Origin of the sequence: Bacillus sp. RC242, assembly GCF_044908245.1 — a bacterium.
Classification (GTDB): Bacteria; Bacillota; Bacilli; order Bacillales; family Bacillaceae_G; genus Bacillus_A; species Bacillus_A mycoides.
Window position 1 is genome coordinate 1 of the sequence record NZ_JBIYCZ010000002.1, and the last position, 21,239, is coordinate 21,239.

A 21,239-nucleotide genomic window follows, 5' to 3' on the forward strand; every position below is an offset into this window, starting at 1 on the left:
TAGCAATTGTTTTTCCACCTTCAGTCCCCTCTAAATATCGTCTTATCGCTCGTATTTTTTCTTTTGAAGAAAGTTTAGCCATTAAAAAGTGCACCCCCGATTGTTAGACTGTGTCTAACAATCGGGGTGCACTTCAGGATAATCGGCTTTTTACTATTGATTTATTTGTAGTAGTTGAAGAAATTCTAAAGGTATAATCATATTAATTATTATCTATAAAGTGAAACTTTAATCAGAGGTTTTTTTTTCCATCCCCACTGATTATTAGCCTTCACCAATCGGGCTTTTACGGGCAGCCCGACTCCCACAAATAGCGGGATAAGAACGACTTAATCGTTACTTTTAACATAACATCATTTACAGAAAGAAGGAATGATTATCTTCATTAAAATACAAAATTGGTTTAACAATAAAAACAAGATTATAATAAATAAAAATTTATTGTTAAACGATAAATTTCATGTTAGATTAAATAGATAATTAATAAATGAGGTGCTTTATATGAAACAAGGATCAACACTCTTTTTAAAGACAGCTATTATTCTGATTGGAATCCCTGTTCTTGCTTTATGTATATTTTTAGTTCCTAACATAGGGAAATATGCAGCAGAATTGTTCCCAGATATTGCATTTATAAAATATCTTGTTTTAATCAATCTATATGCAACGGTGCTACCTTTTTATTTTGCTCTATATCAAGCCTTTAAGCTTGTAAGCTTCATTGACAAGGGTAACGCTTTCTCGAAATTATCTGTTAGGGCTTTAAAAAAGATAAAAAACTGCGCAGTAACAATCAGTATTTTATATGTGGTAGGTATGCCACTCTTCTATCTTGTAGCAGAGAGAGATGACGCACCAGGTATTATTATACTTGGCATGCTCCTAATCTTTGCTTCAATGGTTATCGCAGTCTTTGCTGCCGTTCTCCAAAGACTTTTAAAAGATGCGATAGATATAAAATCAGAAAATGATTTAACGGTCTGAGGTGAATAACATGGCAATAATAATTAATATTGATGTAATGTTAGCTAAAAGAAAAATGAGTGTAACAGAGCTTTCGGAGAAGGTTGGAATTACAATGGCTAACCTTTCTATATTAAAAAATGGAAAAGCAAAAGCAATTAGAATTACAACTTTAGATGCTATTTGTAAAGCATTAGAATGCCAGCCTGGGGATATTTTAGAATATCAACCTGAAGATAGCGAATAAAAAAGAGTCCTTCTCGTAATGAAGGACTCTTTTTATCGCTCATTACGGCGCAAAACTTATTTGCCCAGTAAACAATAAGATAATCGCGATAATCCAAAAAATAAAAAACGATGAGGAAAGTATTAATGAGATAATTGCAATTGCCTTCTTCTCTGTTTGTTTCGTCATTGTAATTATTGAAAGTATAATACCTACACCTGTAAGAGCAATCGTTACATAATCTCCAACTATATTTCCCGCATTCGCTATTCTCGTCGGAGTTATAAAAACGAATAAAAAACACATAATTCCGATGAGTAAAGATATATAGCTTATTATACTGTACTTCTTTTTGGGAACTATTTCGGTTCTCATAATACCCACCCCTTTTATATAGCTATGTGTTCATATTAGCACGAATAACCATAATTTGGTTAAAACAAAAAAACAGATACAGTGGAAACTTCCACTGTATCTGTTTTTATTTAATATATAAACCAGCTATTTCTTCTTTAGCGTTATAAGTTATGATAAAGGTACGTTGTTCTTTACTATATTTTGCTACGAGAACAACTGTATATAAACCATCTTTTTCTTCAATCGACTTTTTTTCAATCTTTTCGAATGTACCAGCTTTTTCAATTACAGGTGTAAGATCTTTCATTTTTTCTTCTGGTAATCCAGCTTTCATTTTACTATCAAATTTGTCATGCACCTCTTTATACTTAGCTTCATTTAGTAACGTTACAATTTCTTCCGCCTTCGGAATAAATTTTTTTGACGTACTTTCATCTACTTTATTACCGGTACATGCTGCAAGTGCGAACGCCGCAATAGCACTTATAATAATGAGTAACATTCTTTTCATTTTAATACACCCTTTCTTTTTAAGATGAAACTATAACTAAATAGAAGTAAAGCACAAATTGCTATTGTAACTTCTACAGTTAATATAGCCCTATCTGCTGGTACGTATAGTGGGATGATGCCTGTTAGTGCATTTACAGTCCCATGGATGAAAATTGCATATACAACATAACGAAATTTCTTTTGGACAACAGCTTGCAATACAATGAATGACAGACCGACATGGATTAACATCGCAAAGATACGTTCCACTCCACCGACAAAATAACTATCCGTATTTCCGCTAACTGTTTGCGATAATAATAGAGATACTACTGGAATACCGACTATCAATACAGCTTCAATACCACCGTGCCCTACTCCGAATAAAAATCCAGACTGCCAATCTCGTGGTTTCATAAAATAACGCATTGCAATAAAACGAGCTATCTCTTCAAAAATACCAGCTGACAAACTAAGCATAATCACAAATAATATAGGCTGCATGACACTAAACATTGAAAAAGCTGTGCTATTTCCATTTAAATAATTCAGTATTGGTATACGGATTAAAACTTGTGATACAACAAATGCCAATACGCCTAGCATATACGGGATATAACGTTTCTTCCAAAAAGCATATAAAAGTGCAACAAGCGGTAATCCTATACTTATACACGCTGTAAAAATAAGACCATTCATCTCGTTTCACCTCTTACTTGAAGTGTATAAAAACGAGTGAAGAAAGTATGTAGTTCTTTCCTATTCGGTTTCATTTTCATCATAGATGGTCATTTCATCTCTTTTAATATGAATGTTTGAGTAAAATAAGGACTTACATACGTTGTTTCTAACGTCGCATTATTTGTTTTATTCATAATACGTTTTAATGAGAATAACCCGTATCCTCTAGCCCCTTCTTTACTTGAATGGTTTTTCTCATAAATTTTTTGCAAATCAATCACTTCATCCTTTGAACTATTACGTACAATAAAATATTGTCGTGAATCCATTTCAAAGAATGCGATTTGCAATATCTTTTCCTCACTATGTACTGCCTCTTCAATTGCATTGTCTACTAAAACTGAAATGATGCGAATAAATGAAATGATCGTCATCGAAACAATTTCAATTTTCTCCGGTATATCAAGCATTACTTTTATTTGTTGTTGCTGGGCAGTACCAACTTTCGCTCTCAATACACTTCTCACTTCAGGTATATGTATACGAGATAATTTCGCAAGATCAAGTTCATGATCATTTATTGTTTTTAACGTAGGAGCTATAACGTCATAGTACACTTGCTCAATTTCTTTCACATTTTTCGTACGTATTCCCTCTTCTAACGATAGTAATACATTCATATAATCGTGACGGAAACTAGCAAGCTCATCATGCATATCCTCTAATTTCTCCACATAATCTAATAACTCTTTATCTAAACGTTTTTCATGCTCCTCCACTAACTCCTCTTTCGCCAAATGTGAACTTAGTAATACAATAAGTAGTAATATAAAAAACAATACAATTGCTGATATGTAACTTAATTCACCATATTGTTGATTTAACTTTGCTAAAAAATCAGTGGATGGTCTAGTCAAAATTAGTTCAATAATAAACCCGACAATTAACAAAATATAAGTAATATAATATAGTGGACTTCCTACTATGTACTGAGCAATGCTTTGAATTCGTTTACGAGCTAATACAATACCTATAAGAGTAAGGGTTGATACGATAAGGTGAATAATGCTACCTGTCCATAAATATAAATTGAATGGCGTTAACATAAAGATTTTCATTCCTAAATCGAAAAGCAACATTTTCACTAACGTTATAATCACCATACTCACTAGTGCAAAATATAAATTATGCTTAAATTTCAATTCATTTTGCATTAATCCTAAACTTATTAGAAATAACACAATGGTACTATTCAACTCTGGATATCTCGTTACTGTTACAACAATCGCGAGTAAAATAATGAATACCGCACTTAAAGTTATTAACATTCTAACTGACAATCTATTGTACCGAATTAATTGAATGTATAAAAACGTATGGCTCATACTAGTAAGCAGTATTGCAAATAAATCATAAATATACATTACATCTCACCCTTTAATATGTTACGTACTTTACTCAATAAACGACGTGATACTGGAATACGTTTCCCGCTTTTTAAAACTATCATTTTTTGCTTCGCATCGTAATAAGACATTTGCTTCGTATTCACGATATATGATTGATGACAACGAAATAAACGTTCATCTATTATTTCTATCTCCTTTAATGTTCCATAAAAATAAACGATACGATCTAACGTCACTAATGCTAAACGGTGCGGTTCATCAGTCATAACATATTCAACTTCATGAAACGGAACCCGCACAGTCGCATTACTATTTTCAACGATAAAATCATCAGATGGAATAATATGCTTATTACGCGCTTCATATTGGAGTAAACATTGTTCAAAAACGTTACACCTCTCCTCGTATGGCAACCCTTTATCAATAAAAGTTAAAGCTGATACCATGTATTGATATGAAATAGGCGCAAATTCAGAATGCGTCGTTACAAACACAATAATTCCTTGCGTATCATACTTTCGTATCTCTTGTGCCACTTGTAACCCTTTACGTTCTTCTCTTTTTATCTCTATATCTAAAAAATAGATTGGGATATACTTCGCCTTAGGAATGTTAGTAATGATGTTTTCACTTTTACTAGTTACCTCTATAAAATCAAAAGGCAACATATACTCCTCACAAATCTCTTCAACTAGCCGCTTCATTTGCTGTGCTTGTATGACATCATCTTCTAAAATGAAAATACTCATGTGATCACTCGCTTTATTGAAATCTTTTCATCTATAGATTTATCTATAACTATATAATTCAAATCGTTATACCAATCTCCTCCTAAGTACTAGAAAGTATTAATTTTCTATAGTTTTTATAAAGCATAGAAAATAACCTCTACTTTCAAGCAAAAAGTAAAGGTTTTATTTGAATTATTTATAAAATAACCTCTCTATCAATCACTACGTTAAAAAATTCCGAGTAATGCGATAAAGAATAATCCGCTACATCACAATTCCCTTGAAACATACATGTTGAAATACCTAATTCTTTTGCAGGTAATAAATCTAATTCTCTATCACCAATAGCTAAATCAATACTGTGCTTTTTATGCAAATGATCATAAGATAAAGTGTTCGGTTTTCGGGGGAAACCATCGTCAATTGTAACCATATCGACGAAGTATTTGTCCCAGCCGTAATATTTTAAGATTTCCATAACTCCTGCCCTATGTTTATGTGTCATAATCACGTTTTTATGTGCAAATTTCAAAATCTCTTCGACATCTTCAAATGGTTTCATATCTTTTGGAGTAAACTTTTTCTTCAAAACCTTAATCTTTTCTTCCTGCGCACTTGAAATGTTGTAATACTGGATTGCGTGGGAATATGATATTTTTAAGTTTTTGTATATTTCTTGTTTATCTACTGCATCACCTAATATTTCAGAAAGCATCATTGTATATGCAGGATACGTATTAAATAACGTCCCATCAAAATCCCATAATATATTCATTTTATACACCTTCTATTTTGTACTTACTTACATTGTTACATATTTTGTATTACTAAATCCGCCCTATCCCTCGGCAATTCCGCTTCCAAATAATGCTCCTCAGCTTTCCAATACCTACTTTGAAATTTTGAAAGATTCCTCTGCGTTTCTGGACTTTCACGTAGAAACCTTGTCTCTCTTGAACAATCCAAATACATCATATAATGAAAGAAATCTCTCCATTCTTTTCGCTGCAGAAAAACGCCTTCTATAATTATTACACCTACTAAAGGAAGCTGTATTTCTTTCATTTCACATGAGTCTGTTTCATCATGATAAAAGGTAATTCTAATTCAATGTCGCTTTGTAACTTTTGAAAAAGGTTTCGCAGCAACCAATCGATATCCCATTGAAGGTTGTAGTACTCATACCACTCTTCAAATCCAGTATTATATCGCTCGTTACGCTCGGTAATATGATCGTCAATATGAAAAATATGAAACGAGATTCCACTTCGTTTCATATTTTCTTCTAATTTTTTAACCAATGTTGTTTTACCCGAACGACTTAGTCCGTCTATACCTATTATAAATCGCTTATCTTTATGTTCCTTAATAACCTTCATTATTTCATTTGTGCTCATTACTTTTGCCAATCTTCTTTTAATAATGAATAAACGACCGTGTCATGAGCAACATCATTTTGAATCATATATTTTCGAAGTAATCCTTCTTCTTGAAATCCGACTTTTGTTAATAAATTACGGGAAGCTTCATTTTCTATATATACGACAGCTGCAATTCTTATAAATTGCAACGTTTCAAATCCGTAAGCTAGCATTGCTTGCAGTGCTTCGGTTGCGTATCCTTGCCCCCAATATGTATCATCTAGCTCATAACCAATTTCAGCCCGTTTATGATGATTGTTAATTAAATGAAATCCACACGTACCAATTAATTGATCCGTTCCTTTCTTCTCTATTCCCCAGCGAAATACGCTTCCCTCTTCATTACGCTTTCTAAACGTTTGAATTGTCGTTTTCGCTTGCTCAATATTTTCGAAAGAGTCCATTCCAAAATAACGAATAACGGATTCTTTTGAAAAATAATGGAACATCGCTTCTGCATCTAATAGTGTAAGTTCTCTTAATAGTAAACGTTCTGTCTCTAATTTTGGAAACCCCATCCTCTTTTTCTCCCTCTATTCTAATGAACTACAAATTTCAATATAATTACCGTCTGGATCAGCAATGTAAGCAATTGTTTGTCCCCACGGTTTTACGATTGGCTCAACTAGAACTTTCACCCCTTGTTCTTTTAATTTCTCAATCGTTCCCTTTACATCTTCTACAACAAACCCTAACTCAAAATGAGAAGATTGTAGTACACCTTCTGTAAGAGGTAGTCCCGTTAACTCCTTAACATCCTCTCGTGTATTCATCGCTAAAATTGTTGCTCCTGTTTCAAATTCAATATATGTACCGTGCTCTTCTCTTATTGGTAACCTTAAAATTTCTTTATAAAACTGAAGACATTGCTCAAACCTTTCTACATATAAAATAATGTATTTCATTTTTAAGTTCATAATTATTCCCCCTTAACCTTCACCTTTAAAAATTCGACAAATGTTTTTAAAAACCTTGTACCTTATTGAGATGGGCACAAAAAAATGAGGCCGATTTCTCGGCCCCCCAGCTTATTGGCATAAAACAGGAGATTTGGTTTGGACATAACCAGTTCTTACATTTATTATATTTTATTTTTTCTGAATTTTAAATATAATAAACACCTATTTATATTGAGAAAGTTTTTTTACTTGCATAAAATCATACCGCTTAAGAAATGCTACAAATGGAGGTGTATACATATGGAACCAATGCTTTGTCCAAGTTGTAAAACGAACCGAACGCGCTTTAATATTCTTGAGCAACAAGTAAAACCAGTAAAATTAAATCCACAAACTGGTCATGTAGAAGAAGAATACACGAATGAAACGATGAACGCTTTTCATATGGCTTATCAAGGACCTACTTACCGCGTCCAATGTGCTGTATGTGGGCTTGTTGAAAACCCAGAACAATTTATAAAACCTGCGCAAAATCAGTCTTTCTCTTAAACATTTCCCTACCCCCTATCAATTTTCTATAGGGGGTTTTTCCGTTTTACGTAAGTAAGGTGGACAATTGCTGTTTAATCAAAGGTTCCTAATTCATCTACATGTCTACTATTCATACACCGTTATATATTTTTCTTTTCCACACAAATATAGCGGCCCAATAGAATCAAAGAACAGCTAAGCCTTGCGACCCAAAGTAAGGAAAATTTGATGAAGCAACAACCTGCAACCTTACTAGACTACCATCACTTTGAATATTAAATACTGACACTGTGCCCTGATTTCCATTAAGGGTGTAAAAATGTCGTCCATCTTTACTCACTCCAACATCCATCGGAAGACCCGGTGCTGTCCCCGGCGGTGTACTAGTAATATGCCTTACTACTGACAGTACTCCATTGGGGGCGATTTGGTAGGTGGAGATGGTGCCACTTAAAGTGTTCGTAGTGTAGGCAAAACGTTCATCCTTCGTTGTTATAACCCAACAGGCAGTTTTATATCCGTTTTGTACAGAGCCGCTGATTACATGAAGAGTACCGTCATTGCTCAATGAATAAGATGACAACGCATTTGAAACCGCTTCTGTAACTAAGAGAATTCCGGACGATAGAAAGTAAGCACCCAATGGGCCTTTACCGTAAGAATCATTAACAATTGGTCCTGTAACCGTACCATCTTTATTTACATGGAAGATACTGAGATGGTTTGATGTAAGCTCGGAGACAACAATTTTACTACCATCCGGGGTGAAGAGCACTTGTGCAGGCTGAGCATTAAAGGTACTGAGAGCATGAGTGGATCCTGGAATAGGTGTAAGGTTTCCCTTATCATCTATGTGAAATCCAGTAATATTTGATGCAAAATTGTTTGCAGCATTACCTACATTGGAGACATAGAGAAGATTATCATACACACCAATGCTATTGGGCTGAGCACCCCCTGATGACTTTACATCCACGAAAGTCGGCACCCCGTTATCTGCTATGATAAAGCTACTAATACTATGACTGCCTGCGTTAACTGCAAATAGGAAACGACCATCACGGGACAAAGTGAGAGAACCTTGTGATGCTAGAGGATCTATACCATCGTTTGCCGTTTCTGTAGAAACTTCCTTTATACCAGTACCTCTTCCGTAAGTTCGGTAAGAACCCACAAAAGTGAGCACTCCATTCGTATCCATATGAAAAGCAACAATGTGATTCATTACTTCATTATTAGTCATCATGTATACCATACTCGCACGAGCACGAAAATAATTGTTCATTCTCTGCATTTTATGACTCTCCTCCCTTCATAATTTTATATGGTTCTTTTTCCATTTAAATTCCCCTGCAAATGGAAATTGATTTAGAAATATCTCTTACTCATCTCGTAGTTTCTTTAAGTGAAAACCTTATTCACTTCCCTATTATATTTTCAACTCCACACTCTTTTAGTAATATTTACATAAGAGAGGTGAAATAAATGATTTTAAATAAAAAGTTAATGATTCCATCTACATTTCTACTATTAACTTGTCACATAAGTATTTTTTACTTTTGGATTTTCGATTGGAAGAAGATAACAACTCCTTACGGTCTAGCTATATGGATTGTTTCTACTGTTTGCGGCTTTTTACTTTATTACCACTTTAAACATCAAAACTCTAATAAAATAGTCTTAATCAGTAGTTCATTATTATTAATCGTTTCTTCATCATTTATGATTTTTTTAGGTATTATTACTAGTATTATCTTTGTAACTGTTAGTTCTATTCCTTAAATATACAGTCTTTTATTATGTAAAAAAGAGTGAACAAAATAAAATTACATAGAAATGAAAGAAGATGATTCCCGTATAATATCTACGAAATCATCTTCTTTTAAAATCCGCTCTTTATTATAATATTTCGCTTTTCAATTTCTTAATTTTCCAAGAGAGCCTTATAAAGAGATACATCCACATACAACTAACAACCCCCACCATAACTTTCGCCCAAATAGGCACTCTTGATTCTATCGGACTTAAAAATACGTTATACATTGATGGTAATATAGTTGCTAACATAATAACAAAGAATAGTGATAACTCCTTTAGTTTTTGTATCCTCGTCTCCTTTTCTGAATATATATCCGGCAACTCATTTTCCTCTTCTACTTCCTTACAAAAATAATTCCATTTTGTAAAACTCGTTACATGTTTCCAGCCACACATTTCATATAGTTCAATATATTCTTTTTGTTTTTCTTTTGAATCTTTATAATCCAATCTAAAATCCGCTTTATATATTACATCTTTCGGCTCCGTTTTCTTAAACGTATACATCACATTGTATTTTTGTAATGCCCAGCCTTGTTGGTGCATATTCCGTAAAAAAGCTTCTTCTTTTTCTACGCTCCATACCGCGAAAGGTTTGAATATCTTCTTTGTCTCCATCTTCCATTCACTCCCCTAATATACTGTTTCCATTCCTTACAGATCTCTGCAGTCTGTTATACTCTAGCTCTAACACTTCTCTACCAAATGGTGTTAACTCGTAGCACTTCTTTCTGTCTGTAGAGGCAACTTCAACAATCAATTTCTCTTTTAATAACTTCGTAGTATTCCCATATAAAGTACCAGGACCGAGCTTTACTTCCCCATTTGTCATCTCTTCTACCATTTGCATAATTCCATAACCATGCATTGGCTTTACAAGTGACAACAATATGTAATATGTCGCCTCAGTTAATGGAATGTATTTTTGCGCTTTCGCATTCATTATAACTACCTCCGATACATCGCTTCATGATATATCGACTTACGATACATCGTATAACGATATTGTGTAATCATATTCCAAAATATGCAAGTGTAAAATTAAATATCTATTTCTTCGGATTAAAAAATCATACCAATTTTCTGAATAATTCGTTAAAATATAGAAATATCCACTTTTATTTTGAAAGGAATGATACATATGATAAATAAATTAAAAGAAAACATAGGATCTGTTTTTGTCGGTAAGGAAAATGTAATTGATTTACTCCTCGTTTCACTGCTTGCTGATGGACATGTACTGCTTGAAGACGTACCTGGTACTGGAAAAACATTACTAGCAAAAACAATCTCTAAAAGCATTGGTGGTAATTTTTCTCGCGTTCAATTTACCCCTGATGTACTTCCGAGTGATGTAACAGGTATTGAATATTTCAATCCAAAAACTAGTGAATTCGAATTAAGACTTGGACCAGTTATGACAAATATACTACTTGCAGATGAAATTAACCGCGCGATGCCGAGAACACAATCTAGTTTGTTAGAAGCGATGGAAGAACGACAAGTAACGCTTGAAAAGCAGTCTACTCCTCTTCCGAAACCATTCTTTGTTATTGCGACGCAAAACCCGATTGAATCACAAGGAACTTTCCCTCTTCCAGATGCACAACTTGATCGCTTTTTAATGACGATTTCAATTGGTTATCCGTCTCCTGAAGATGAATTAAAAATGATGCGCCGTTTTCGTAACAATGCACCGTTAGAAAGCGTCACATCTGTCATTTCTTTAGAAGACATTTTAGAAGCACAGAAACAAGTGAAAGAAATTTTCGTATCAGAACCGTTAGAACATTACATTATTAAGCTTGCTCACGCTACAAGAAATCATGATTACATTGCTAACGGTGTAAGCCCGCGTGCTACATTAGCTTTAGTACGTGCCGTTCAAGCACTAGCCTTTTTACGCGGCAGAGAATATTGCACACCTGAAGATATACAATTTTTAGTTCCTTCCGTTTGGAATCACCGTATCGTCTTATCAATGGAAGGAGCTTTACGTACGACAAAAAATGAATTAATGCAAAGGATTTTAAAAGAAGTGGACGTACCTGTGGAGATTGAACAAGCATGAATGGACAGCGCGTTGTAACTGTACCTTTATTTTTTCAACTCCATATTATTCAATTAACTGTGCCAGGCGCTATACTTTTTACGTTTTTTCTGCCGCAACGAATTATTATGTTTCTCTTTTTCTTCTACTATTTATTTGCGATTTTCATTTATAAATATGTCGCTTACTTAGAGAAAAAATTTCAAATTATAAATGAGAAACAAACAACTCGGCTTTTCCCAGATGAATCTGGACAATTTTATATTCATTTAAAAAATGGTGCAAACATACCACTTGTTAACGGCGTTTGTTATTTTCATTTAAATTCATCTCTTATACCGCATAAGGATCAAGGGATTGAACAAATATCGAAAACGTTATTTTCTTTCCCATTTTCACAACCTGCTCATTCAGCACAAAAATGGGATTTAACATTAACCGCAACGAAGCGTGGTGTGTTTCAAATTGAACAGTTCGAATGTGTTTTAAAAGATCCTTTTCATCTTTTAACTGTACATTTACCTGTTTTCGATAAGTTAAAGGCTGAAATTATTGTGTACCCTTCTCCTAAAGAGGTAGCCGGCTTACAAGAACTTCAGCAACTATTAACAGGTTCGTATCGAACGAATTTCTCTTTTTACAATGATGAAACATCCATTATCGGTGTAAAGCGCTACGAGCGTGAATCATTCCGCTCTATTCATTGGAAAGCATCCGCCAAAATGCAGGCGTTACAAGCGAAGCAATATGAACCTGTAAAAAATTATAGTTGGACGATTTGTCTTTCTTTAGCTGCTGATCGCGGATTCGGTTGGAAAGAAAATGTAGAAGACCTTATTTCATTTACAACATACATTTGTCAATTCGCAACGAAGCATCAAATACCGTTTGAATTATTTATTAGTCTATTAGCAGAAACTGGTGCATTGCATTTACCATTAAATGAAGGACAAACACATTACGGGAAGGCTTTAGAGGAATTAGCACGTATTTCAGATGATAGTACGTTACTTCCAAAACAAGGATTTCTTCACTATGTAACGAGAAAAAGGGAGCGATCCTCTACAATGATATACATCGGTATGCAGAAGAATGATCTCCCTCTTCTATCTCAGCCTACGTTCCTCATTAATAATGAAGGGATGGTGGAGAAGCTTGAAAACTTGGCTCTATCACGTTAATGACTTTATTCTGCTCCTCCTCCTTTCGTTATTAACAGAAAGGGACGAACTAGTTGGTATTGCTATATTTTTAGTGACCGGTTATGTAGGAATATTTCTTCTTCATAAATTTATGAAGAAAAAAACAACAGGTTTTGTACTACTGTTAGTTATTCAAATAATCGGTTGTTCTTTATTTCTACCTTTCTCTATTTTAGGCACAATATTATTACCACTGTTTTTCTTTATCTTACACTCTGTTGGACCGGGATATCCAGTACAAAAATCGTTAGGCGGTATTGTATGGTTTGTCGTTTCAGCTATATTTTATGCCCCCTTTCCACCATTGTGGAAATTGTTACTATTAACTTTACACATTATGATTACATTTTGGTTAACAGGTTCCAATCGTAATCAACAGCTATTACGTTTCACTTCTATTATTACGATTGGAATAATTAGCGTTTTACTTATTCCGGTATTTCCTTATATTCGGCTTCTTTTTTCTTATATCATACAAGTAGTTGCCTTAGGATTTGGTTATGCTTTAAATCCATTGTTCTCGGCAGCTGCATTAAAAGATACAGACGACTTTTGGTCGAATAAAGGAAATTTAAAAGATCCTCAAATTAAAGAGGACCTGGGGCAGCGTCCTTTTGATCCAACTCTCATAAATAGCATTACAATAATAGCCTGTACAGCCATCGCTATTTACGTCGTTTGGAAAATAGTAAAAAAACGAAAACATTTGAGTTTACCAAATATGCCTGTCTTTGAATCTACAATCATTACTGATAAAGAAGGCATTAGCCCAAAACGGTTCAAACGAAATAAACCACCACATAACGAAATTCGTAAAGAAATTTTCAAACTCGAGAGTAAACTATCCCCCCCTTTAAACCGAGAACGAGGAGAAACTGTTGAAGCTTGGCTAGAGAGAATTAATGATGAAGAAGAGGTAAATATTCAGAGTCATATTATTATAGACGCGTATAATGTAGTGCGTTATTCAAATGGTGAAAACACTGTACTTCTGCATGAATTTAAGGAAGAGGTTTATAAGCTTTATGCGTATCAGAAGAGTTTGAAGAAGAAGAGAAAATGATGTATACAAAAAGACTCCTATTAAACTAGGAGTCTTTTTGTGTAAAAGTCCACGTTGCTTTTCACAAATTATGCTTTTTTTCCTGCTTCAATTTCTAAAGATTCTTCATGCCACCAAAGTGTTTCTTCAGGATCCTCTTTAGCAATTTGATGTGCTTCTTTTTTCGATTCTACAGTAGGATAAGAACCTTTTAGTGCACGTCCTGATGTTGTGACAAACAGTACACTAAACACAATTAATCCAATTACACTTACACCTGTTAAATAAAATGCTGGTGCCAGTGGATTACCAGTAGCATGAACTAAGTATGAACATACAAGCGGCGTTGTACCACCGAATATAGATACAGAAATATTAAAGGAGATAGAAAGCGCACGATAACGTACATCTGTGAAAAAGAGTGCTGGTAATAGCGAAGGCAATGTTCCTTCATATACACTAAGGAAGAAACCTAAAATGAAAATACCCGCAAACATGGCTACAATATGTCCGTTACCAATTAATAAAAATGCTGGAATTGAACATAATGCTAAACCGAGTAAACCAATTTGTACTACGCGTTTATTACCTACTTTATCACTTAATTTACCGAAATAAAGTGCTAGTGGAATCATAAGTGCCATCGTAATTGAAATAATTAATAAGCCCGTTGTTTCTTTGACTTTTAGTACTTGTGTTAAATAAGAAGGAATATACGAAAGGATCATATAGTTTGTAATGTTAAAGAAGGCAACAATTACTGTGCTTAATAAGAAGTCTTTTTTGTGATATTTTAATATATCCATAAATGAAAATTGTTCGTTGTCTTCAGATTCCTCTTGTGCTTTTTCCATCTCTTGAAAGATTGGAGATTCATCTAAATGACGTCGTAAATATAAACCGACCAAACCAATTGGTGCAGCAATTAAGAAAGGAATACGCCATCCCCAGCTGAGCATTTGCTCATCTGTTAATAATAACGTTAAAATGGTAACAATTACCGAGGCAGCAATGTAACCTGAGAGTGTTCCAATTTCAAGACCACTACCGAGTATACCACGCTTTTTATCTGGAGAAGATTCTGCGATATAAACCATTGCTCCTGAATATTCGCCGCCTGTAGAGAAGCCTTGAATCATTCGAGCAATTAAAAGTAGTATTGGTGCCCATACACCAATTTGTTCATAGGTTGGTAGTAATGCGATGAATAATGTAGAAAGTGCCATTAAAATAATAGTTGTACTTAAAACAATCTTTCGGCCATACTTATCTCCTATTCTACCAAAGAAAATACCTCCGATTGGTCGAACGAGAAAGGCCGCTGCAAATGTACCAAATGTAAGTACAAGTTGCAAACCACTATTATCCACACCTGAGAAGAATAATTGACTTAATATTACCGCTAAATACGCGTATAATCCAAAGTCAAACCACTCCATTGCATTCCCTATACCAGTAGCAATAACTGCTTTTTTCGCTTGTTTAGAATTGACAATATTAACGTCTTGAGGTTCAAAATTCAAATCATTATTTTGTTGCATATAGTAAAACAGCCCCTTATTTAATTTAACTTCTTTAAGCACACCTTCTCTTACTAGAATAAATTCAATACGAAGCACTTAAGGAAAAGCAACGTCTCCTTATCTGTTATTATTGTTTCACATAATTAATTATTTGTCCAACGAGATGCTTCCTAGATTAAGTAATTTACTATTTTAAAAAGCTGAAGAAGGCGCTATACGAGTACCTTTTTCAGCTTTTTATTTTAATACGTAAATTTATTTTTTTCACCCCTATTTTCTTCCTATTTGAATTAAAAATAAGGTGCTTTTTTATAAAGTTTTTTAAACACTCGCTATAGCTGATAAGCTATGAATACAGGAGATAAGCTCATAAATAAATGCATCAATTTCTTCTTTAGTAATTATATATGGAGGAAGTAAACGGATGATGTTCCCTTGTGTAACATCAACTAACATTCCTTTCTCCATTAGCTCCACCTGTAATTTCTTAACATTTTCATTCTTATCATTCAAACTAATTCCAAACATCATCCCAGCATGACGTACTTCCTGAATATAATAAGAATTTTCTTTCTGAATTTCTTGCAATTTATCATTTAGATAGTGTGACATTTCATACGCTTCTTGCATTAAACCATCGTCAATCAATGTATTTAAAACCGTTAACCCTAAAGCCGTTCCCATTGAAGAATGAGCAAACGTTGTGCCGTGATCTCCTGGTGCAAATACATCACATAACTTTTCACCTACAATAATTCCGCCAAGCGGTATCCCGCCTCCTGCTCCCTTACCAATTTGAATAATATCCGGTGTAATATTGAAATTTTGATAAGCAAATAGTTTACCAGTTCTCCCCATACCACTTTGAACTTCATCAACGATAAGAATGACATTATATTTATCACATAAGTTTTGAACACCATGTAAATATTCACCCGATAAAGGGTATATCCCCCCGCTACCTAATACAGGCTCTAGCATAATCGCAATTGGATTTTCTTTAACAATTGTTTCTTCTAATTGCTCTATATTCTCGCGCTCTACTTCATATACAGGAATCGATGTTTTAGGGAAATTTTGATATACACTTTCTTGTCTCGTAAAATGAAGTGCCCCTAACGTACGCCCGTGGAAGCTATTCTTCAGCACTACGATTCCTTCACGTTCCTCATGCGTATTCGCTCTATATTTATCAATTAATTTCAATGTTGTTTCTGTCGCTTCCGTACCAGAGTTTGTAAAAAAGACTTTTCCATTTTTTAAAGAGCAATCAACTAATTTCTTTGCATACTCAATCGCAACTGGATTTAAAAAATGAAACGGAAGATGCAGAGACTTCGTAACTTGCTCCATTGTCGTTTGCACGATTTTCGGGTGATTATACCCTAATACGTTCACTCCGACACCAGAAAATAAATCTACATACTCTTTACCATCCACATCATAAAGCTTGCACCCTTCTCCTCTTTCTATTGCAACCTTCGTACGACAATACGTAGGCATCATATATTCTTTATCTAATTGAGACCAATCCGACATTTTAAATTCCTCCTAGTTATTTTCCCTGTTTATTTATGTTCATTCTCTATAAAGTCATGTATAAATTCATTTTTAAGATTGTAATTTTAATAGTAATTTTCTTCCCGATATTCATTTTTCCATAATTTCTTCTATTTCAACAGGTCCACTACATACACGTTTTTTTCATCTAGCGGTCTGTTACTATTTTGAACTTTGCGTTTCATACATAATCAAGGCTATAAAATCATATTTAGTAACAATGGAAAAAAAAGATTTGGAGGCTATATCGATGGATGAAAACTATGATAAACAGGGACAATCTTTACTAGGGAAAGGCTTTAATGAAAATGGAGAACGTAATGAACAAGCTATACTTCACTCTCAAACAGTTGGTTCACGTGGACCTATTTTAAAGCAAGATAATGTACTGCACGAGGCGTTACAAGAATTTATTCATGAAAAAATTTTAGAAAGACCTGTTCATGCAAAAGGATTTGGTGCATTCGGTTATTTTCAAACGATATATCCGATGTCTGAACATACAAAACTAAGCTTTTTACAAAATTCTAATGAGAAAATTCCTGTTATGGTTCGATTTTCATTAGCTGTTAGTACGAAAGGAACACCTGATACTTCTAGAAATGTAAGAGGTTTTGCTACAAAATTTTATACAAAAGAAGGCGTATTTGATCTTTTATGTAACCACCTTCCTGTCTTTTCTGTTCGTGATCCGATGCGTTTCCCTGAAACTATTAATGCGTTATTACCTTCACCTAAAAATAACTTAATAGACCCTGATAGATTTTGGGATTTTGTTGCTAGAGCACCCGAATCCATTCATTTTGTTGTCCGTTTATACTCTGATGCTGGTACGGCAAAAAGTCTTCGCCACATCCCAGGACATAGTGTAAATACATATGTTTGGAGAAATGCTCAAGGTTATCGAAAGTATGTAAAGTATCATTGGTATCCATTTGAAGGTGTACAATTCATTACTAGTGAGGAAGCAAATAAACTGGCCGCCGAAAATCCTGATTATAGCGGGAAAGATTTATACGATGCAATTGAGGCTGGTAAAGCAGTGGAATATGGTTTATATGTCCAGCTCATGGATCCTAAAGATGAAACACACCTTTCTTATGACCCTTTAGATGATACAAAAGTATGGGATGAAAAGGAGTATCCTCTTATACCAGTAGGCAAAATGGTATTAAATAAAAATCCTGAAAACTATAAAGAACAAGTAGAAAAAGTCGCTTTCTCCCCTTCTAATTTACTAGACGGTGCAGAACTATCAGATGATAAAATGCTACAAGGTCGTGCTAACATTTATAGTGATTCTCAAAGAAGAAGAATTGGACCTGAATTTCGTAAAATAGCGATCAACCAACAGCAAAATTGGACACCTGCTAATCAAGCAACTAGCGGTGACGGAAGATACGTTGAAGGAAAACTTGAAAGAGCTTCTATAACTAAGCAAGACGACTTTGGGCAGCCTGGTGAATTTTATGCGAAGTTACAACCGATAGAAAAAGAACATCTTGCCGAAAACTTAGCTAGTGATTTGAAAGTTATCTCCGATGATATAAGAAAGGTAGTTTTAGGGTATTTCCATGAAGTGTCAGCTGATTTGGCAAAGAGGATTGAGAGTGCGATGCAAAGGCTTTAAGAATATAAAAAAACGTCATTTTTAATGATTAAAATGACGTTTTTTTGCGAACTTACTCGTGATTTCTATCGACCAATGTACATTTATTAACGAAATCTTTCCCCTTCAAGATTTTCGTCATCTCATTTCATATTATGGTACTCATTTCTTTTTTCCAGATAATCCTTTTCACATTGTAACGGCTTGTATTCCACGATTTTCCCTTGCTTCTTTTTCGTTTCGGTAACAATCCATTCCCCTTTTTCAAGGTTTAGGCGTTTCATTACATTAGTATCGTCTATTTCTTTATAAAGTAAAAATGCTTCTTGCGCCTTCACAAATAATCTAGGCTCTCCCCTATATCCACCACTATCATAAACTTTAGTTAGCGAATTATAATAAGAATCATTTTCCCTTCCGCCATACATCAAATGTGCAGCCTCTAGGTCTCTTTTACTAATTTCCCAAAAACTATTTCCATCAATCTTTAAATCAAATGTAGATATAATGTCATTCATAATGTTTTTCACATACTTTTCATCACGAATTTTACTTTCTTCCAGACAATCCGAAGATAACCTTGGTGCATTTGACTGAGAATGTACCACATGCTGTATAGATACGCACAAAATAAATACACTTAAAACATACAATAGTTTTTTCATATTTAAGTATCACCTCAAATGATTTAGATACTATATTATTTGAGGCTTAGGATATTCTTATGCTAAGAATGAGAAAGGTCCTATAAAATAGACTTTTTATAGAACCTTTCCTTTTAATATTGATTTATCAGTTTCATCGGCGAAGCAAGTACCTTACTACTTTTCACATCATATAATCCTATAGGTGTTACCCGTATAAAAGGCAAGTGCGTCGCAGAAAAGAATAAAATCGTAAATGCCGGATCGTCATACGCGTAGCCACGCTCTTGCAATAATTTCACCATCTGTTTTTCTTCCTGTATTAATTCACTCATTTTTAAATTAGACATAATCCCGAGCAATGGTAATGCTATTTCGTGTAATACTTCATTCTTTTCAGCTATTACCATTCCCCCGCCAAGCTCTTTTACCCTATGAAAAGCTGTAAGCATATCTTCTTTACTCTTTCCAATGAGGATGATGTCACCTGTACCGGAATAGGAGCTAACAAGGCCTCCTAATTTATTTGCAAAGCCTTTTACAACTGTATTCACTCGCCAAGTACCATCACGAGCAATCATCATAAGGAAACACTCATCATGATCTAGAGAAAGTTCCTCACCGTTTAAGTCGATTTCAGTTACATATGGTTTTGAAATAACATCATTTAATAATTTTATACCTGTTGTTTCAGAAAAAATCATATCTTCTTTCTTTAAAGACCAGTCTAATGATAATGGAGTTACTTTGAATTTACTCCAGTCTATATGTAATGATGCATTTTTGTTTATTCCGTCACGCTTCATCCACTTACCCTTTGCAATTACACTTATTGGAATCGGATTTTCTTTACTTTCCAAAATATTAATATTTGCAATTCTTCCTGTCGCGATCGCGCCGTGTAAATGCTCCATATTATAATAACAAGCAATGTTATAGCTTGCCATATTATAGGCATCAATTACTGGTATTCCTTGCTTTATCGCGATTTCTATCATCCTATTCGTCATTCCGTTTTCATAAAATGACGGATGTGAACCATCTGTTGTGAACATGAATCTATCAAATTGCTTGACACCTAATTCCAGCAATTCTTTCAGTAAAACTTCTAAATCTGGACGGATAGAAGAGTTTCTAAGAGTAACGGTGTAACCTTGCATAAGACGTGTTAATGCTTCCTGCCCCGTCATCGCTTCATGATCGCAATCAGTACCTAGTAACTTTAACTTCGCTAACGTTGATTCAGACGCACCGGGAAAATGACCTTCTACTTTTTTCTGTAAGCGCTTTGTTTCCTGCACCCAATGTAACATTTCATCATCGCCATTTAATAGTTTTGGCCATGCTGTTAACTCGCCGCCCTGAAGAACATCTTCATGCTTCAGCCACTCCATTATTTCTTCACTATTAAATAAAGATTCCCCATTTTGTAGTTCAGTCTGTCCATCAAAACGACACCACCAATACATACTTGCCGGAATCTTTTCAAATTCATCTAATAAATGAAATGCTTCTTCACGTTGTAACGTGATAAATAAAGTTAAATTATCATTAATAAAAGTTGTTGTCCCAAACTGCATCGCATGATTCGCTAAAGTTTCTGGATTATACAATTGATATGGATGTGCATGCGGTTCAATGTAACTAGGAACTACATACTTTCCATCACAATCAATCACTTCACATTCATGTAGTTGCTCTGGTAGTTTTTCTCCTACATATATAATGCGGTCATCATAGATCCAAATATTTGCTTGCACCCACTCGCGCATATAGGAATTTAAATATGTTGCATTCTTGAATAAAATGTGCGGGCTTCTTGTGCCATCTATTACTTCAACATGTTCTCGTAATTGTGTGTTACTCCATCTAAACTGATTTTGTCCCAATGTATTTCACTCCACATCAATTTACTTTTATTTATTAAAACAAAAATTAATTAACTAACTAAAGTATTATCCATTCATAACTCCCCTGTATATCCCCTATACCCTTTATTATATGTAATAATTACAAAAATAACAATTTTCAAAATTCGTAATATATCTCTTTGATCCAAAATAAAAAAGATGTCATGCAAC

At 34.2% G+C, this 21,239-nt stretch carries 23 protein-coding genes and 1 pseudogene; 8 read left to right on the forward strand and 16 right to left on the reverse strand.

Features of this window, described 5'->3' with window-relative positions:
• Nucleotides 1-501 precede the first annotated feature (501 nt).
• Both ABH957_RS03690 and ABH957_RS03695 read left to right on the forward strand, forming a co-directional pair.
• Complete coding sequence (locus ABH957_RS03690; protein WP_002013525.1) at nt 502-984, forward strand: DUF2975 domain-containing protein; 483 nt, start codon at nt 502-504, stop codon at nt 982-984.
• 10 nt (nt 985-994) lie between these two features.
• Nucleotides 995-1,210 (forward strand): helix-turn-helix domain-containing protein, encoded by a 216-nt coding sequence (locus ABH957_RS03695; RefSeq protein WP_002084833.1) that lies wholly within the window; start codon nt 995-997, stop codon nt 1,208-1,210.
• A 42-nt stretch (nt 1,211-1,252) separates the two neighbouring features.
• On the opposite strand, the gene ABH957_RS03700 is transcribed toward ABH957_RS03695, so the two are convergent.
• From ABH957_RS03700 to ABH957_RS03740, 9 genes and pseudogenes are all read right to left on the reverse strand, one after another.
• Nucleotides 1,253-1,564 (reverse strand): hypothetical protein, encoded by a 312-nt coding sequence (locus ABH957_RS03700; RefSeq protein WP_404447195.1) that lies wholly within the window; start codon nt 1,562-1,564, stop codon nt 1,253-1,255.
• 106 nt (nt 1,565-1,670) lie between these two features.
• Nucleotides 1,671-2,057: a DUF3887 domain-containing protein gene (locus ABH957_RS03705; protein WP_404447198.1), complete on the reverse strand. Its 387-nt coding sequence runs from the start codon at nt 2,055-2,057 to the stop codon at nt 1,671-1,673.
• Nucleotides 2,054-2,737, reverse strand: a complete 684-nt coding sequence (locus ABH957_RS03710; protein WP_404453347.1) for a YhfC family glutamic-type intramembrane protease — start codon at nt 2,735-2,737, stop codon at nt 2,054-2,056. Before ABH957_RS03710 ends, ABH957_RS03705 begins: the two co-directional genes overlap by 4 nt.
• 89 nt (nt 2,738-2,826) lie before the next feature.
• Nucleotides 2,827-4,143: a GHKL domain-containing protein gene (locus ABH957_RS03715; RefSeq protein WP_404510654.1), complete on the reverse strand. Its 1,317-nt coding sequence runs from the start codon at nt 4,141-4,143 to the stop codon at nt 2,827-2,829.
• Nucleotides 4,143-4,877: a response regulator transcription factor gene (locus tag ABH957_RS03720; protein WP_404453341.1), complete on the reverse strand. Its 735-nt coding sequence runs from the start codon at nt 4,875-4,877 to the stop codon at nt 4,143-4,145. Before ABH957_RS03720 ends, ABH957_RS03715 begins: the two co-directional genes overlap by 1 nt.
• Before the next feature lie 178 nt (nt 4,878-5,055).
• Entirely contained in the window at nt 5,056-5,634 is a 579-nt protein-coding gene (locus tag ABH957_RS03725; protein WP_404490876.1) for an HAD-IA family hydrolase, read from the reverse strand.
• 35 nt (nt 5,635-5,669) lie between these two features.
• Nucleotides 5,670-6,256 (reverse strand): annotated as a pseudogene (locus tag ABH957_RS03730) (kinase).
• Entirely contained in the window at nt 6,256-6,798 is a 543-nt protein-coding gene (locus tag ABH957_RS03735) for a GNAT family N-acetyltransferase (RefSeq protein ID WP_404453334.1), read from the reverse strand. The pseudogene ABH957_RS03730 and the gene ABH957_RS03735 overlap by 1 nt, the downstream one beginning before the upstream one ends.
• Nucleotides 6,799-6,813: 15 nt before the next feature.
• Nucleotides 6,814-7,197 carry a VOC family protein gene (locus ABH957_RS03740; RefSeq protein WP_404453331.1) on the reverse strand — a complete coding sequence of 128 codons (384 nt, stop codon included), beginning with the start codon at nt 7,195-7,197 and terminating at the stop codon, nt 6,814-6,816.
• Nucleotides 7,198-7,479: 282 nt separating this feature from the next.
• Between ABH957_RS03740 and ABH957_RS03745 the strand changes: the two genes are divergently transcribed.
• Entirely contained in the window at nt 7,480-7,728 is a 249-nt protein-coding gene (locus ABH957_RS03745; RefSeq protein ID WP_002013535.1) for a hypothetical protein, read from the forward strand.
• A 166-nt stretch (nt 7,729-7,894) separates the two neighbouring features.
• On the opposite strand, the gene ABH957_RS03750 is transcribed toward ABH957_RS03745, so the two are convergent.
• Entirely contained in the window at nt 7,895-9,004 is a 1,110-nt protein-coding gene (locus ABH957_RS03750) for a lactonase family protein (protein ID WP_404510656.1), read from the reverse strand.
• Between the two features lie 191 nt (nt 9,005-9,195).
• Between ABH957_RS03750 and ABH957_RS03755 the strand changes: the two genes are divergently transcribed.
• Nucleotides 9,196-9,492 carry a hypothetical protein gene (locus ABH957_RS03755; protein WP_404453326.1) on the forward strand — a complete coding sequence of 99 codons (297 nt, stop codon included), beginning with the start codon at nt 9,196-9,198 and terminating at the stop codon, nt 9,490-9,492.
• Between the two features lie 117 nt (nt 9,493-9,609).
• On the opposite strand, the gene ABH957_RS03760 is transcribed toward ABH957_RS03755, so the two are convergent.
• Together ABH957_RS03760 and ABH957_RS03765 are read right to left on the reverse strand one after the other, a co-directional pair.
• Nucleotides 9,610-10,146: a DUF2812 domain-containing protein gene (locus tag ABH957_RS03760; protein WP_404453323.1), complete on the reverse strand. Its 537-nt coding sequence runs from the start codon at nt 10,144-10,146 to the stop codon at nt 9,610-9,612.
• Between the two features lie 7 nt (nt 10,147-10,153).
• A complete protein-coding gene (locus tag ABH957_RS03765) occupies nt 10,154-10,471 on the reverse strand; it encodes a PadR family transcriptional regulator (protein ID WP_000991891.1) in 318 nt (105 codons plus the stop codon).
• A 198-nt stretch (nt 10,472-10,669) separates the two neighbouring features.
• Between ABH957_RS03765 and ABH957_RS03770 the strand changes: the two genes are divergently transcribed.
• From ABH957_RS03770 to ABH957_RS03780, 3 genes are read left to right on the forward strand one after another with little or no spacing between them, the layout of a single operon-like run.
• A complete protein-coding gene (locus ABH957_RS03770) occupies nt 10,670-11,599 on the forward strand; it encodes an AAA family ATPase (protein ID WP_012261180.1) in 930 nt (309 codons plus the stop codon).
• Nucleotides 11,596-12,759: a DUF58 domain-containing protein gene (locus ABH957_RS03775; RefSeq protein WP_404453320.1), complete on the forward strand. Its 1,164-nt coding sequence runs from the start codon at nt 11,596-11,598 to the stop codon at nt 12,757-12,759. The genes ABH957_RS03770 and ABH957_RS03775 overlap by 4 nt, the downstream gene beginning before the upstream one ends.
• Entirely contained in the window at nt 12,734-13,843 is a 1,110-nt protein-coding gene (locus ABH957_RS03780; protein WP_404453317.1) for a DUF4018 domain-containing protein, read from the forward strand. Before ABH957_RS03775 ends, ABH957_RS03780 begins: the two co-directional genes overlap by 26 nt.
• A 68-nt stretch (nt 13,844-13,911) precedes the next feature.
• Here ABH957_RS03780 and ABH957_RS03785 read toward each other — a convergent pair whose 3' ends face one another.
• Nucleotides 13,912-15,363 (reverse strand): MFS transporter, encoded by a 1,452-nt coding sequence (locus ABH957_RS03785; protein ID WP_012261183.1) that lies wholly within the window; start codon nt 15,361-15,363, stop codon nt 13,912-13,914.
• Between the two features lie 303 nt (nt 15,364-15,666).
• Nucleotides 15,667-16,884: an aspartate aminotransferase family protein gene (locus tag ABH957_RS03790; RefSeq protein WP_404510658.1), complete on the reverse strand. Its 1,218-nt coding sequence runs from the start codon at nt 16,882-16,884 to the stop codon at nt 15,667-15,669.
• Between the two features lie 271 nt (nt 16,885-17,155).
• Here ABH957_RS03790 and ABH957_RS03795 point away from each other — a divergent pair, with 271 nt between their 5' ends.
• Nucleotides 17,156-18,535: a catalase gene (locus tag ABH957_RS03795; protein ID WP_404447228.1), complete on the forward strand. Its 1,380-nt coding sequence runs from the start codon at nt 17,156-17,158 to the stop codon at nt 18,533-18,535.
• A gap of 122 nt (nt 18,536-18,657) precedes the next feature.
• Here ABH957_RS03795 and ABH957_RS03800 read toward each other — a convergent pair whose 3' ends face one another.
• Together ABH957_RS03800 and ABH957_RS03805 are read right to left on the reverse strand one after the other, a co-directional pair.
• Nucleotides 18,658-19,179, reverse strand: coding sequence for a hypothetical protein (locus ABH957_RS03800; protein ID WP_404447230.1), 522 nt, complete (start codon nt 19,177-19,179; stop codon nt 18,658-18,660).
• A gap of 113 nt (nt 19,180-19,292) precedes the next feature.
• Nucleotides 19,293-21,047 (reverse strand): adenine deaminase C-terminal domain-containing protein, encoded by a 1,755-nt coding sequence (locus ABH957_RS03805; RefSeq protein WP_404510660.1) that lies wholly within the window; start codon nt 21,045-21,047, stop codon nt 19,293-19,295.
• Nucleotides 21,048-21,239 lie beyond the last annotated feature (192 nt).